Here is a 14,719-nt window from a genome sequence, read left to right as displayed (position 1 = left end):
CTTTCTCGGGCCTCAGGCGGGATAGTCGTCCACGTGCGCGTGCCACTCGGTCGTCGTGCCGTCCTCTGCGGCCTCGACGACCGCGAGGTGGGTCATGAAGGCGCGGGGCGCGGCGCCGTGCCAGTGCCATTCGTCCGGCTCGATCCACACCGTGTCGCCCGCGCGGATCGCCTCCACCTCGCCGCCCCTGCGCTGCACCAGCCCCTCGCCCTCCAGGACGTGCAGCACCTGACCGTGCGGGTGCCGGTGCCAGGCGGTGTGGGCGCCCGGTGCGAAGTGGACGTTGAACATGCGCAGCCGGGACGGAGCGGCGGGCGCGGCGATCTCGTCCAGCCAGACCGTGCCGGTGAAGTTCTCCGCCGGGCCCTGCCGGGTGTCGGGGCGTCGTCCGGTGATGTGCACGTGACTCAGGTCTCCTGTCCGGGAGTTCGGGGTGCGAGCAGGGAGAGCAGCCCGCGGACACCGGCGTCGAAGGCGGCGGGCGTGCCGGAGGCGCGGGCCAGGACATAGCCGCCCTGCACGGTCGCGAGGACGGCCGCGCCGATCTCCTGTCCGTCCAGCGAGGGTGCGAACTGCCCCTGTCGCTTGCCCTCTTCGACGATTCCGGCGATCCGCTCCCGGATCCACGCGATCGTCTCGTCCACCGGCGCGCGCAGTTCGTCACTGGCGATCACGTCCGGATCCATGGTCAGCCGGCCGATCGGGCAGCCGCGCAGTACGTCGCGCTCGCGCCGCAGATACGCCTCGATCCGCTCGTACGGCGTGCCCGGCCCGTCGAGGACGCGTTCCGCCGCGGCGCGCAGTTCGCCGGCGGTGCGCCGGATCGCCGCCAGGGCGAGGTCCGGCTTGCCCTTGAAGTGGTGGTACATGCTGCCCTGGCCGGCGCCCGCGCGCTCCAGGATCGCCTTGGGGCTCGTGCCCACGTACCCGCGCTCCCACAGCAGCTCACGGGTGGACTCGATCAGTCGTTCCGGGGTGCTCATGCATCCACTGTACATACTAGTAGTTACAGTCCGCCAGTCCCGAGGGAGCAGGCGCACCCCCACCGTCGTACTCCCGCGGAGGTACGCGCACTGCCGCCGGCCGCACGACGACCGGGACCCCTCGCCGGAGGGAGTCTCGTGGCATCCCCGGAAGACCGGGGAGAACCGAGCCGACAACGGAGATGACCCGAGATGCAGAACCTGGCCGACTGGGGCGGCGGCGGACCCGGCCCGTGGATCCTGTTCCTCCCGCTGATCTGGGCGGCCGTCGTGATCGGCGCCGCCACGGTCCTGCGGCGCACCGGCCTGCGCGGCCGCGGCGGCCCCTGGCGTCCGACGGACGGCGGACGGCCCGCGGGCGACTCGCCCCTCGCGGTGCTCGGCCGCCGCTTCGCCTCCGGCGAGATCGACGAGGACGAGTACTGGCGCCGCCTGTCCGTCCTGGAGGAGCAGTTCGGCCGCACGGGCAAGGGAAGCGCGGCATGACCACGACGACGGCAGTGCGGGCCGCGGCCCGCGTGGTGGACGCGGTCAAGGTGTACGGCGGCGGCGACACCGCCGTACGCGCCCTGGACGGCGTCGACGTCTCCTTTCCCGCCGGACGCTTCACCGCCGTCATGGGCCCCTCGGGCTCCGGCAAGTCCACCCTCATGCACTGCGCGGCCGGCCTCGACACGCTCACCTCCGGCGCCGCCTGGATCGGTGACACCGAACTCGGCGCGCTCGACGACCGCCGCCTGACCCTGCTGCGCCGCGACCGGGTCGGCTTCGTCTTCCAGGCGTTCAACCTGGTGCCGACGCTGACCGTCGCCGAGAACATCACCCTGCCGCTGGACCTGGCCGGGCGGCGCGGCGACCGGGAGTGGATCGACGCGCTCGTCGACGTCGTCGGGCTGCGCGACCGGCTGCACCACCGTCCCGCGGAACTCTCCGGCGGCCAGCAGCAACGCGTGGCCGTGGCACGGGCGTTCGCCGGGCGGCCCGACGTGGTCTTCGCCGACGAGCCCACCGGCAACCTCGACTCCCGCTCCGGCGCGGAAGTCCTCGGCCTCCTCGGCTCCGCCGTGCGCGACGGGGACCGGACGGTCGTCATGGTCACGCACGACCCGGTGGCTGCCGCGCACGCCGACGAGGTGCTCTTCCTCGCCGACGGCCGCCTGGTCGACCGGATGGAGTCGCCCACCGCGGACCGGGTCCTGGACCGTATGAAGGCCTTCGAGGTGCGGACATGAACGCGTCGCTGCGGCTCGGTCTCACCTCGCTGCGCGCCCACCGGCGCCGGTTCGCCGGCACCTTCCTCGCCGTGTTCCTCGGCGTCGCCTTCCTGACCGGCACCCTCGTCATGGGCGACACGCTGCGCGCCGGCTTCGGCAGCATGTTCGGCGAGGCCACCAGCGACACGGACGCCGTCGTGCGCGGCGCCGACGCCATCACCACCCCCGGCGAGGCCCAGGGTGTACGGCGCCCCGTGGACACCTCGCTGGTGAGGGCCGTCGAGCGGGTCCCCGGCGTGGCCGCCGCCGCCCCGAACATCCAGGGCGCGGGCCAGCTGGTCGGCTCCGACGGTAAGCCCGTCGGAGGTCAGGGACCACCCACGCTGGCCGGCAACTGGATCACGGACGCCCGCCTCAACCCGTACCGGATCGCCGAAGGCCGCGCGCCCGCGAAGCCCGGCGAGGTCGTGGTGAACCGGGGTGCCGCGAAGAAGGGCGGCCTGAAGATCGGCGACACCACCACCCTGCGCACCCCGGACCCGGTGCAGGTCACCGTCGTCGGCCTTGCCACCTTCGGCGGCCAGGACGGCATGGCCCAGGTGACGTTCACCGGCATGACCCGGGCCGACGCCGAGAAGTACCTCGCCGCGCGCCCCGGCCAGGCCGCCGCGATCGAGGTGCGGGCCGGGCCCGGAGTGAGCCAGCGGGAACTGGTCCGCAGGCTGACTCCCGTGCTGCCCAAGGGGGTTGAGGCCATCACCGGTCAGCAGTCGGCGCAGGAGAACACCGACATGATCTCCAGCCAGTTCCTGACCGTCTTCACCACCTTCCTTCTCGTCTTCTCCGGCGTCGCGCTGCTCGTCGCCACCTTCTCCATCCACAACACATTCGCGATCGTGGTCGCCCAGCGCACCCGCGAGCACGCCCTGTTGCGGGCTCTGGGCGCGGCACGCCGCCAGGTGACCGCCGCCGCACTCGCCGAGGCCTGCCTGGTCGCGCTCACCGCGTCGGTCACCGGACTCGCGGGCGGCATCGGCATCGCCGCCGGCCTGCAGGCGCTGTTCCCGGCGATCGGATTCCCGTTCCCCGACGGCGACCTGGTGATCAAGACGCTGTCGATGGTGCTGCCGCTCGCGGTCGGAATCGCCGTCTGCCTCGGCTCGGCGCTCCTGCCGGCCCGGCGCGCCGGACGCACCGCGCCGCTCGCCGCCCTGCGCGAAACGGCCGTCGACACCTCGGGCGCCTCCCGCGTCCGTGCGATCGCCGGAGGTGTCCTCGGCGCGTCTGCGCTCGCCGCGACCCTGACCGGCGTCCTCGTCTCCCCGTCCGTGTGGCTTGCCGGAGTCGGCGCGCTGCTCGCCCTGGCGGCGTTCGTCGTCCTCGGCCCGGTCGCCGCCACCACCGCCGTACGACTGCTCGGCGGCCCCCTGGACCGGCTGCGCGGCGTGACCGGCTCGCTGGCGCGGCGCAACGCCCTGCGCAGCCCGAAGCGGACGGCGGCCACGGCGGGCGCGCTGATGATCGGCGTGGCCGTCGTGTCGCTGTTCACCGTCTTCGGTGCCTCGCTGAAGGCCACGATGGACCAGACAGTGTCCCGGTCCTTCGCCGGTGACCTCGCCGTCAGCAGCCCGTCCTTCGGCGCGGGCGGCAGCGGCCTCAGTCCCCGGCTCGCCCCCGCCCTCCAGCGTCTGCCGCAAGTCGGCACGGCCGTGGGGCTCGGCCGCGGCGTCGCCGAAGTGAACGGAAGGGGACGGGCCTTGACCGTCACCGATCCGGCGGCGCTCGCCCGTACCTTCGACCTCGGCACGGTGACCGGCTCCCTGCGCGGCCTCGGCGCCGACGGCATCGCGATCACCCGGACGGAGGCCGGCCGGCAGCATCTGCGCACCGGTGACACCACCCGCCTGACCTTCACCGACGGCCGGAGCGAGACCTTCACCGTCCGGGCGGTGTACGGCCGGTCGGAACTCGCCGGCGACTACGTCATCACCCGCGCCGCGTGGGCTCCGCACCGCACCCAGGACGCGGACACCCTGATCGCCGTCACCTTCAAGCCCGGGGTCGGTGCCGACGCGGGCAGGGCGGCGGTGCGGCGGATCGCCGCCCGGTACGGCAACCCCGAGGTGCAGACCCGCGACGAGTACGCGCAGTCGTCGGCGGGTGGCATCGACATGATGCTCACCCTCGTCTACGCGCTGCTCGCCCTCGCGGTGGTCATCGCCCTGCTCGGCATCGCGAACACGCTGACGCTCGCGCTGCACGAACGCACCCGGGAACTGGGTCTGTTGCGGGCCGTCGGCCAGACCCGCGCCCAACTGCGGGCCATGGTCCGCTGGGAGTCGGTCCTGGTCGCCGCGTTCGGCACCGTCGGCGGGCTCGGCCTCGGCGCCTTTCTGGGCTGGGTGCTGGTGCGGGCCTCGGACGGCGCGAGCGACACCGCGTTCGCGTTCGCCCTTCCGCCCGCGCGGCTGGCGGTGGTGGCCCTCGTCGGCCTCGCCGCCGGCGCCCTCGCAGGCCTCCGCCCGGCCCGGCGCGCGGCCCGGCTGGACGTGCTGCGGGCCATCGCGACGGAGTGACCGCGTCGCTGTGGCCGAGTGCCCGGGCCGGTCGGCCGTGGCGCCTACTACCGGCACTGCGCGGCGGTGCGGCATTTGCTGGTCGTCCTCGGTGGGGTCGGCGCGGTCGTGGCGCCTACTCGTGGGGTCGTGCGGGAGCGTGCGGGTGTGTGCCTGGCTGGTCGCGCCGTTCCCCGCGCCCCTGGGGAGCTGCAGGCGGCTGCGCCCGCCATGCGCTGTAGCTGGGGGCCGGCGTGGTCGCTGTGGCCGAGGTGCCCGGGTCGGTCGGCCGTGGCGCCTACTCGTCGGGTCGCGCGAGGCGTGCCGCCGGGGCTGCGCCCGCCCCGCCCGGCAGCGGCGCTCGTACCCGCGTTGCCGCGGGCGGTCGTACCGCTGGGGCGGCACGGGTCGGCGCAGCGGCACCCTGTCGGCGCGGGTGAGCGGACCGACCCCCGGCCGGCAGGGTCGTACCGGGGTTCGACGGGCGCCGGCGGGCGCGGTCGGGACCTGTCCGTCGCACCGGCGGGGCGCCGCCCGGTCAGCCCGAAGCGGCCGGCCGGGCGGCGCCTATGTCGCGGGCACGCCCGAGGCGTGCGCCACCGCCGGAGCGGGAGCCGCGGCGCCGACCGGAGTTCCGGCGGCACCCGGCGCTACGGCGACCACAGGCGTTCCGGCAGCCACGGGCGTTGCGGCAGCCGCGGGCGCTGGTGCGCCGACCGGCGCTGCCGCGGCCACCGGTACCGCGGAGCGGACAGGGGCGGTCTTGGCCGCCGGCCGCGGCTCCGTGGTACGGCGCGGCACACTCGCCGGATGCGGCCGCACCACCGCCGGGGCGGGCAGCGTGAACCAGACGACCTTGCCGTTCTCGCCGTCCGGCCGAGCCCCCCAGCTCTCGCTGACCGCCGCCACCATCGCCAGCCCCCGACCACAGGTGGCCAGCGGGCCGGTGTCGGGCGCGTCCGCGGCGGCGGCCGGCACCGGAAGCCGCGGATCGTTGTCGCGCACCGAGACGGTGAGCCGGTCCGGCGCCAGCTCGAGCTCGACCGTGCACGACTTGTCGGGCCTTGCGTGCCGGTGAACGTTGCTCAGCAGCTCCGTCACACCGAGCGCGGCCCGGTCTATCAACGCGTCCATGTGCCAGTAGCGCAACTGCGCAGATACGATTCTGCGGACCTGGCCGATCCGTGACGGCAGGGCCTGGAGCTCCACGGTGCAGTGCCTGCTCGGGTGACTGATCACGGCTGCGACTCCCCGATGTAGAGGTCCGAACGGACCGGAAGAACACGGAGAACAACGGATCCAGCAGGGTGCTTGCGTCCAAACGTCCGCCTGCTGTCATGGCCGGCGGGCTGGTTCGCAGCGTTATCGCCGGTAAACCCAGAGTGACGTGAGACCAGAGTGACGCAGCGGATGGCCGCCCGCAACTCGCCGCAACGGACCGCTGCTCCCAGGTGTGCGCCGTACGTCCTCAGCCGCCGCGTCCGGCGGCGCGGCGCACCGCCTCGATGAACCGCCGTGCCGCAGGCGGACCCGGCTCGCCCGGAGCGGGGTCGTGCTCGCCCAGCGTCAGCAGGTACCGCTTGCCGTTGAGGTCGGCCAACGCCTTGTCGTCCGGCCCGAACCACGGCTTGGACGCGCGCACCGCCTGTACCGGAGCGCTGTCGATCTCGCTGCCGTAGCTGGTGAGCAACTCCAGCCTGCCGTCGTTGATCCGGACCTGCCCGGCCCGGGTGAGCGAACGCAGTCGTTTGCCGATCCGCACGCCCTTGGCCGTGAACTCAGGCTCCGCCATCCTTCGCCGCCCCCTTGCCCGTGTGCTTCCGCGATCCAGTGTGCGCCCCCGTCAGGGCCTGTCCGACGGACGATCGTCCCGTCGCGTGCAGTCTGCCTCCGTGCGGCCGGGAGCACCAGTACACGCGGGACGCCTGCGACAGCCGCCCGGAGCACTCCCGCCAAATGCGCCCCCGGACGCCTCGCTCGCTCGTGCCCCAGGGCGGCTTTGGATGGCTCAAAGATGCGTTTATGCAGGTGGGAAGCGGTGCAAAAGATGCCTATGCTCAAAGTGCCGACGCGCGAGGCGTCGTCGGCACCCAGCGTAAGGAGCACCGCCGTGAGCACCACCGACCGGACCCGGACCGGCGCGACCCTCGATGTCGACCGCAGCGACGCCGCGTATCGCGACTGGCTGAAAGAAGCCGTCCGCAAGGTCCAGGCCGACGCCAACCGCTCGGCGGACACCCACCTGCTGCGCTTCCCGCTCCCCGAGCACTGGGGCATCGACCTCTACCTGAAGGACGAGTCGACGCACCCCACCGGCAGCCTCAAGCACCGCCTCGCCCGCTCCCTCTTCCTCTACGGCCTCTGCAATGGCTGGATCCGTCCCGGCCGCCCCGTCATCGAGGCCTCCAGCGGCTCGACCGCCGTCTCCGAGGCCTACTTCGCGAAGCTGATCGGCGTGCCCTTCATCGCGGTCATGCCGCGCACGACCAGCGCCGAGAAGATCCGCCTGATCGAGTTCCACGGCGGCCAGTGCCACTTCGTGGACGACTCCCGCAAGATGTACGAGGAGTCCGCACGCCTCGCGGTGGAGACCGGCGGCCACTACATGGACCAGTTCACCTACGCCGAGCGGGCCACCGACTGGCGCGGGAACAACAACATCGCGGAATCCATCTTCCGCCAGCTGGAGTTGGAGCGGTTCCCGGAGCCGGCGTGGATCGTCGCCACGGCCGGCACCGGCGGCACCTCCGCGACCCTCGCCCGCTACGTCCACTACATGCAGTACGACACCCGCATCTGCGTCGCCGACCCGGACAACTCCTGCTTCTTCGAGGGCTGGACCACCGGCGATCCGGACGTCACCTGCGACTGCGGCTCCCGGATCGAGGGCATCGGCCGCCCGCGCATGGAGCCGAGCTTCGTGCCCGGCGCGATCGACCGGATGATGAAGGTCCCGGACGCGGCCAGCGTCGCCGCCGTACGCGCCCTGGAACAGGCCATCGGCCGCAAGGCGGGCGGCTCCACGGGAACCGGACTGTGGAGCGCGCTGAAGATCGTCTCCGAGATGGTGACCGAGGGCCGCACCGGCAGCGTCGTCACCCTGCTGTGCGACCCGGGCGACCGTTACCTCGACAAGTACTACTCCGACGTCTGGCTCGCGGAGCAAGGCCTGGACATCACGCCGTACGCGGCGGCGATCGAGACCCTGCTGACGACGGGGGTGTGGCCGGACTGAGCCGGCGGACGGGTCAGCCGAGGCGCCGGTCCAGCTTCGCGACCGCATCGCGGAAGGCGCGGCCCACCCCGGGGCGGACGAGAGCCCACAGCAGGCGGAACGCCGCCGTCCCGTCGAGCGCGAAGGTCATCTGCACCCGGGTCCCGGTGCCGGCCGGGGCAAGTCGCCACTCCTCGACCCAGGCCCGCGCTCCCGGCATGTTCGTCACGTCGACGCGATAGGCGTAGAGCTCCGGTGCCCTGGCCACGACCACCGACTCCTCGAAGCGGCCGCCGCCGCGCAGCCGCACCTCGCGACCACCGCCGGCCGGCCGTACGGAGGCCACCCCGGGGAACCATTCCGACCAGCCGGCCAGGTCCTCGGCGAGCGACCGGAAGACCGCCTCAGGGGCTGCGGAGATCTCCCGGGCGAACACCAGGCGTACAGGGGCGGTCTCGACGAAGTCGACACCGACCGGGCGTAGACGGTGAGCCATGGTGCGAAACCCCCTCATGAGTCCCTTCGCGGAACGGGGTGGTGCACCGTCAGCCTAACTGACGCACCGTCAGATGTCGTCGGTGTCCCGGTCCTCCGGCTCCCACTCGCCCGCGACCAGCAGCCGCGGCAGGTGCTCGGAGATCTCCGTCCGGGCCTCGGCCGGCAGCCCCGCGTCGGTGACGAGCGTGTCCACCTGCTCCAGCGTGGCGAAGGAACTCAGGCCCACCGTCCCCCACTTGGTGTGGTCGGCGACCACCACGACCCGGCGCGCCGAGTGCACCAGCCGCCGGTTCGTCTCCGCCTCCGCGAGGTTCGGCGTGGACAGACCGGCCTCCACCGATATGCCGTGCACGCCGAGGAACAGCACATCGAAGTGAAGGGCCGCGATCGCCTGGTCGGCGACCGGCCCGACCAGCGAGTCCGACGGGGTCCGCACGCCGCCGGTGAGCACCACCGTGGCCGCGCCCTGCCGCTGGCCCGAGGTGCGCTGCGCCGCGTGGAAGACGTCCGCGACCCGCACCGAGTTCGTCACCACGGTCAGGTCGGGCACCTCCAGCAGGTGCTGCGCGAGCGCGTACGTCGTCGTACCACCGGACAGGGCGATCGCCGTGCCCGGGCTGACCAGCTTGGCGGCGGCCCGCGCGATGTCCTCCTTGGCGGTCAGCTCCAGACCGGACTTGGCCTCGAAGCCCGGCTCATGGGTGCTCGCCTCGACCACGGGCACCGCGCCGCCGTGCACCTTCTCCAGCACACCCTGACGGGCGAGGGCGTCCAGGTCACGGCGCACGGTCATGTCCGACACGCCGAGCTTGCGGGTCAGTTCGTTCACCCGCACACCGCCCCGGCGCCGGACCTCGTCCAGGATCAGGGCGCGGCGCTGCTCCGCGAGGAGGTTCTGATTCTCACTCACGTACGCTCCGGTCCTTTCGCCGCCATCCGTCCGACACGCCCCGGCGCACCGCCCCCGACCAGGAGGTTCCATCCGGCCGGCGATGCGCGGGCGTCCCATCCTTTCACGGGTGGGTACGGGTTGCGCCACCTCCTGTCACCACCCGTACATGCCACATTCGCCACAGAGACCCCGGCGGTCCCGGCGCCGTCACCCGGATCGGGGAGATTCCGTGACGAGTGGTGCGCGCGGTCGGCGCACCCGGGATCCTGAAGCCCGCATCGGCACAGGCCTTCGGGCACGTCACGGGGGTGCGACAACAGTGGACCGCGCACAGGAACGCCCCAGCGGGCAGCGGACGGGCAAGGCGGCGAGGCCGCCGGCCGGCCGCCCCGACCGGCTCACCGCGCCGGAGGCCGAGCTGGAGCTGCTGGTGCACGGGGTGGGCGGGACCACCCCCGAGAAGATGCTCGGCGACCCGCGTACCGTCCGGATCACCGGTGACGACACGGCCGCCGTCTTCCGGCGCGCAGAGGACACGCCGGAAGGGGAGGGGGCCCGGGACGAGCCCGTTCGGGAGGCGTACGTCTGGTGCAACCTGACATCCGGCGACCGCAGCCGCGCCCTGTGGCTGGTGTTACTGCCGTTCATGGTGGTCAACCTCGCCCACTGGATGCGCCCCGCCGCAGCCGGCCGGCACCGCACGGTCCGCCTGTACGGCCTCCTGGTGCGGCTGGCCGCCCTCACCCTGACCGTGCTGCTGGTGGCCGCCGTCTGCGAGGTGGCCCTCGACCTGGTGGCCTGGCAGTGCGCCGGCGTCCATGACTGCGTCCGACGCCACTCCTGGCTGGCCTTCCTCGCCCCCGATGCGCCCGCGCCCTTCGGCAGGCACGGCAGCTGGTGGAGCCTGCCCGGCCGCCGGCTCGCGCTCGCCGCGCTGGTACCGGCCGCGCTGACCGGACTCCTCTGGTATCTCTCGCACCGCACCTGGAGCGCGTACGAGTCCCACCAGCCGATGTCCCACGACCCGGAACCGGACACCGACCGCAGCGCGCTGGCCATGCCCGGCTTCTGGTACGGGCGCCGCCTCGTGGCCCGGCTGCGCGCCGCGCACACCGCGGCAGCCCTGCTGACCGTCGCCGCCGCCCTGGCGATCCCGGCGGCCCGCTTCGACCACCAGCCAGGCGGCCCCGCCGCCCTGGAGGCCGTGAGCCGGCTGCTCACCGCGGCCCTGCCGGCCTGGGCGGCGCTCGTGGTGGGTGTCGTCTGCCGCCGGGGCCGCAGCGAGAACCGCCTCGACCAGCGGGCCGACCGGCACCTTGTACGACTCCTGCCGCTGGGCGCGCTCGCCCTGCTGCTGCTCACGGCGGTCTACGCCGGCTGGGCCCGCCCCGGCTGGCGGTCCACCGGACGGCTGCCGGGCGACCCGGCCTTCGGCGCCCTGATGCTGGCCCAGGGACTGCTGATCGTCGCGCTCGCCGTGGTGGCCCGTTGTCTGTACCGGCGCACTCCCGATCCGCGCGCAGGGATGCGCGGCCTGGGCGGACCGGCCGTCGCGCTGCTCGCCTGCGCGCTGGGCGGTGTGATGTCCGGCGGGCTCGCGCAGCGCGTCGCGGACTGGCTGGACGGCACCTGCGCCCGGCTCCCCGGCCCGCCCCTCCTGCTGACCTGGCAGGCGTCCACGATCCCGCCGGTACTCGCAGTCCTGCTGCTCCTCGCCGCCGGGCTCGGGACGCACACCGCCCGGCTGGCCCGCGCCGAACGCGCCCGAGTCCGCCACGAGCACCCCGGCGAACCCGAGGACCCGGTCCGTACCCGCGCCATCGCCCATGTCCGCGCGATGGCCGCCCTCACCGACCGGGCACCCCTCGTCGTCGCTGTGCTCACCGCCGCCACCCTGCTGCTCGGCGGTGTGGCGCTGACCGGCGCGCTGATCACACGGAAGACGCCCGACGGAGCGGCCCGCCACACCTTCGACGCCCTCCAGGCCGTCGCCGAGATCTCGCAGGCACTGGGCTCCTGGCTGGTCGGACTCGGTTTCGTGCTCTTCGTGACCTGGGGCAGGCGCGCCTACAAGGACGCCTCGGCACGGCGCAGCATCGGCATCCTGTGGGACGTCGGCACCTTCTGGCCACGTGCGGCGCATCCCTTCGCACCGCCCTGCTACGCCGAGCGCGCGGTGCCGGACCTGACCTGGCGCATGTCGACCTGGACGCACCGCACCAAAGGCCGTCTGGTCCTCTCCGGTCACTCCCAGGGCAGCGTCCTGGCCGCGGCCGCCGCCTGGCAGCTGCCCCCGTCCGTGCGCGGCCGGATCGCGCTGCTGACCTACGGCTCCCCGCTGGAGCGCCTGTACGGCCGCTGGTTCCCGGCCCACTTCGGACCGCCCGCGCTCGCCGCCCTGCACCGCGATGTCGCCTGCTGGACCAACCTCTACCGCCCGACCGACCCCATCGGCGGCCCCGTCCGCGTCCCCGACGACGCCACGCCCGAGGTCGACCACGCCCCGTTGCAGGACCCGCTCGTCTACGGCCGCACGCCCGAGCATCCGCTCCCGGCGCCCATCCTCGGCCACTCCGACTACCAGGCGGACCCGGCCTTCGCCCGCGCACGGACCCGGCTGCTGAGCCGGCTGCGCCCGGAGCTGCCGGGCCCCCGCCCTGAGCCGCAGGCACCGGGGTGAGGCCCGGCCAGGCCGTGCCCTCGCCGTACTCGACACGTGTGCGACCGGACGGTCAGGGCAGCTCCGGCAGGTCCTCGGCGAACAGCAGGGTCAGGTCGTCGGTGCTGGGGTCGTCCAGCTGGGCGACACGGCCCGCGTGCCGTTCCACCATCGCCTCGAAGGTCTGCCGGGCGGTGCGGCCGTTGCCGAACGCCGGGCCCTTCGGGATGGCCGTGAAGTACGTCAGCAGCGCCTCGGACGCGCCGGGCGCCAGCCGGTACTCGTGCTCGTCGGCCTGCTGCTCCACGATCCTGAGCAGCTCCTCGGGACCGTAGTCGCCGAAGGTGATGGTGCGCGAGAAGCGGGAGGCGACACCCGGGTTGACGGACAGGAAGCGCTCCATCTCAGCCGTGTAGCCGGCGACGATCACCACCACCGCGTCCCGGTGGTCCTCCATCAGCTTCACCAGCGTGTCGATGGCTTCCTTGCCGAAGTCCCGCCCGCCGTCCTCCGGGGACAGCGCGTATGCCTCGTCGATGAACAGCACCCCGCCGCGTGCCTTCTCGAACGCCTCCTGGGTGCGGATCGCCGTGGAGCCGATGTGCTCACCGACCAGGTCGACCCGGGACACCTCCACCAGATGCCCCTTCTCCAGCACACCGAGCGAGGCGAGGATCTCGCCGTAGAGCCGGGCGACCGTCGTCTTGCCGGTGCCGGGAGAGCCGGTGAAGACCAGATGCCGCTTGACCGACGCCGCCTTCAGACCCGCCTGCTGCCGCCGCCGGCCCACCTCGATCATGTCGGTCAGCGCCCGCACCTCTCGCTTGACGCTCTCCAGGCCCACCAACGCGTCGAGTTCCCCGAGCACATCCTTCGACGTCCGCGCCGGCGTGTCCGGCGCGGCAGCGGCGATCAGCGGCTCCTGCTCCGTGCTGCGCTGCCCGGGGATCGAACCGAGCAGCCCGGGGGAGTGCGACACCGTCTGTACGGCGGTCTCGCGGGCCGGGGACGGACGCAGACCGCCGCTCTCGTCGCTGGTGCAGTCCTCCACCACCGGGCCCGTCCCGGATCCGGCGTCCGGGCCCGGCTCGGCGAACTCGTAACCACCGCGGGCACAGCGCTCCGTGCGGCACTTGCGCAACGTCGCACGGCAGCCGTCGATCACATGGAAGCCGTAACCGCCGCTGCCGCTGACCCGGCAGTTCAGGAAGCTTCCGCGGCCGCCCGCGGAGACGTAGAAGCCCGCCTCGGCGGGGGAGTCGACCGTGCACCGCTCGATGGTCGGGTCGGCGCCCTTGGTGACGATCACACCGGTCTGGGTGCCGTCCAGCGTGCAGTTGTTCAGCGTGCCGCCGCTGCCGTGGTCGCGGAACCACGCTCCGGTCGCCGCCTCCCGGATCCGGCAGTCGTCGAGCTGCGCGGTGGCCCCGTCGCTCACAGACACCGCCGTGTTGCGCACCTGCCACAGGTCGCTGTCCACGACGTCCGCGCGCGAACCGCGGTCCAGCACGAACAGGGCGTCCGGCACATCGTGCACCCGGCAGGAGTCGAGGACGGCGGTGGCGCCGTCGCTGACCCACACCGCCGGATAGTCCCCGGTGCTGTCGAAGATCTCGCACTGGTTGGCGTCCACCCGGGTCCCCGGGTCCCACACCGACAGGCCGTTGCGCCCGAACTGACGCACCGTCGTCCGGGTCAGCGTGAGCACCGAACGCGAGCGCAGATCGACCGCGTTCTCCGGGATGTCGTGGATGCGGCAGTCGGCGAGCGTGAGCACCGCGTCCGTGTCCAGGGTGACACCGTCGGTGGTGGTGCGGTGCACATCGCAGTCGGTCAGATGTGCCGTTGCCCGCTGGGTGACCTGGACGCCGGAGCCCCGGACCTCGTAGATCTCACAACCCACCGCCTCCAGCGACGAGTTCTCGCCCGTCGCGGTCAGCCCGGTCCCGGCGGCATGGTGCACCCGGCAGCGCTCCAGGCGCGGGCGGGCCCCGCCCCGCACGGCCACGCCCGCCTGCCCGGCCGCGACGACCTCGCACTCCTCGAACACCCCGCTCGCGCCGTCGAGTACGGCGATGCCGATGCCGGCCGGGTTGTCCACGGTGCACCGCCGCACGGTCGGGCGGGCGCCGCCGCGCACTTCGATACCCGCCGCGGACCGGGTGACGATCCGCACGTCCATCAGCTCGGGCACGCCCTCCTCGACCAGCAGTGCGGGCGCCGCCGCGTCCTGTCCCTCCACGTGCAGGTCCTGCACCACGGCCGAGGCGCACACGGTGAGCGGCACGCCGTCCACCGGTGCGATCCGCACCGAGCCGGGGGACCCCTCGGGGCCACGGAGCGTCACCGCCCGCCGGACGACGAGGTTTTCCCGGTAGGTGCCGGGGGCGATGGTGAGGACGTCGCCGTCGGTGGCGGCCTCCAGGGCGGCGGCGAGCGAAGCGTACTCGCCCGTGCGGCGCCGCCACCGCGACGTACCGGTGTGCGTCACCTGGACCGTGCCCTGTGCCATGGCGTTGCTGTGCCCCCACCTCGTCGTACTGACGGCTCGCTGCCGCAGGGGCCGCGTCGCCGGTGCCGGGACCGCGACCGTGCTCAGCCCCTGGGGCTGGTGCGCGTCGCGCTCCCGAAGCCGCGTGCCTCTGCGGTTCGCTCGTCCGCGGGTTGTCGCCGAAAGCGCTTCGGCCGGTCCACCGTAGCGTGT

At 73.5% G+C, this 14,719-nt stretch carries 11 protein-coding genes and 1 pseudogene; 5 read left to right on the top strand and 7 right to left on the bottom strand.

Annotated features, from left to right (window positions below; genetic code table 11):
- Positions 1-12 precede the first annotated feature (12 nt).
- Positions 13-402 carry a cupin domain-containing protein gene (locus tag ACIGXP_RS01940; protein ID WP_363219901.1) on the bottom strand — a complete coding sequence of 130 codons (390 nt, stop codon included), beginning with the start codon at positions 400-402 and terminating at the stop codon, positions 13-15.
- 5 nt (positions 403-407) lie between these two features.
- The gene (locus ACIGXP_RS01935; RefSeq protein ID WP_399762980.1) at positions 408-998 is read right to left on the bottom strand and encodes a TetR/AcrR family transcriptional regulator; all 591 of its coding nucleotides are present in this window, start codon (positions 996-998) and stop codon (positions 408-410) included.
- Between the two features lie 177 nt (positions 999-1,175).
- Between ACIGXP_RS01935 and ACIGXP_RS01930 the strand changes: the two genes are divergently transcribed.
- From ACIGXP_RS01930 to ACIGXP_RS01920, 3 genes are read left to right on the top strand one after another with little or no spacing between them, the layout of a single operon-like run.
- Positions 1,176-1,469 carry an SHOCT domain-containing protein gene (locus ACIGXP_RS01930; protein WP_399762979.1) on the top strand — a complete coding sequence of 98 codons (294 nt, stop codon included), beginning with the start codon at positions 1,176-1,178 and terminating at the stop codon, positions 1,467-1,469.
- A complete protein-coding gene (locus ACIGXP_RS01925; protein WP_363217795.1) occupies positions 1,466-2,215 on the top strand; it encodes an ABC transporter ATP-binding protein in 750 nt (249 codons plus the stop codon). Before ACIGXP_RS01930 ends, ACIGXP_RS01925 begins: the two co-directional genes overlap by 4 nt.
- Positions 2,212-4,773, top strand: a complete 2,562-nt coding sequence (locus ACIGXP_RS01920) for an ABC transporter permease (RefSeq protein WP_399762976.1) — start codon at positions 2,212-2,214, stop codon at positions 4,771-4,773. The genes ACIGXP_RS01925 and ACIGXP_RS01920 overlap by 4 nt, the downstream gene beginning before the upstream one ends.
- Positions 4,774-5,439: 666 nt before the next feature.
- Here the strand turns inward: ACIGXP_RS01920 and ACIGXP_RS01915 are convergent.
- A pseudogene (locus ACIGXP_RS01915) lies at positions 5,440-5,991 on the bottom strand (ATP-binding protein); the annotation flags it as partial.
- 229 nt (positions 5,992-6,220) lie between these two features.
- Complete coding sequence (locus ACIGXP_RS01910; RefSeq protein ID WP_360094762.1) at positions 6,221-6,544, bottom strand: hypothetical protein; 324 nt, start codon at positions 6,542-6,544, stop codon at positions 6,221-6,223.
- 318 nt (positions 6,545-6,862) lie between these two features.
- Between ACIGXP_RS01910 and ACIGXP_RS01905 the strand changes: the two genes are divergently transcribed.
- The gene (locus ACIGXP_RS01905; RefSeq protein WP_399762974.1) at positions 6,863-7,987 is read left to right on the top strand and encodes a PLP-dependent cysteine synthase family protein; all 1,125 of its coding nucleotides are present in this window, start codon (positions 6,863-6,865) and stop codon (positions 7,985-7,987) included.
- A gap of 13 nt (positions 7,988-8,000) precedes the next feature.
- Here the strand turns inward: ACIGXP_RS01905 and ACIGXP_RS01900 are convergent, their stop codons facing one another.
- Both ACIGXP_RS01900 and ACIGXP_RS01895 read right to left on the bottom strand, forming a co-directional pair.
- Entirely contained in the window at positions 8,001-8,462 is a 462-nt protein-coding gene (locus ACIGXP_RS01900; RefSeq protein WP_399762972.1) for an SRPBCC family protein, read from the bottom strand.
- A 69-nt stretch (positions 8,463-8,531) separates the two neighbouring features.
- Positions 8,532-9,374, bottom strand: coding sequence for a DeoR/GlpR family DNA-binding transcription regulator (locus ACIGXP_RS01895; protein WP_363217799.1), 843 nt, complete (start codon positions 9,372-9,374; stop codon positions 8,532-8,534).
- 301 nt (positions 9,375-9,675) lie between these two features.
- Here ACIGXP_RS01895 and ACIGXP_RS01890 point away from each other — a divergent pair, with 301 nt between their 5' ends.
- Positions 9,676-12,036: a hypothetical protein gene (locus tag ACIGXP_RS01890; RefSeq protein WP_399762971.1), complete on the top strand. Its 2,361-nt coding sequence runs from the start codon at positions 9,676-9,678 to the stop codon at positions 12,034-12,036.
- A gap of 52 nt (positions 12,037-12,088) precedes the next feature.
- On the opposite strand, the gene ACIGXP_RS01885 is transcribed toward ACIGXP_RS01890, so the two are convergent.
- The gene (locus ACIGXP_RS01885) at positions 12,089-14,527 is read right to left on the bottom strand and encodes a right-handed parallel beta-helix repeat-containing protein (RefSeq protein WP_399762970.1); all 2,439 of its coding nucleotides are present in this window, start codon (positions 14,525-14,527) and stop codon (positions 12,089-12,091) included.
- Positions 14,528-14,719 lie beyond the last annotated feature (192 nt).

The sequence above is a fragment of the Streptomyces sp. NPDC053069 genome, assembly GCF_044546895.1.
GTDB lineage: Bacteria > Actinomycetota > Actinomycetes > Streptomycetales > Streptomycetaceae > Streptomyces.
Note: the sequence above shows the minus strand (reverse complement) of the source record. Positions and strands in the feature narration are given on the sequence as shown.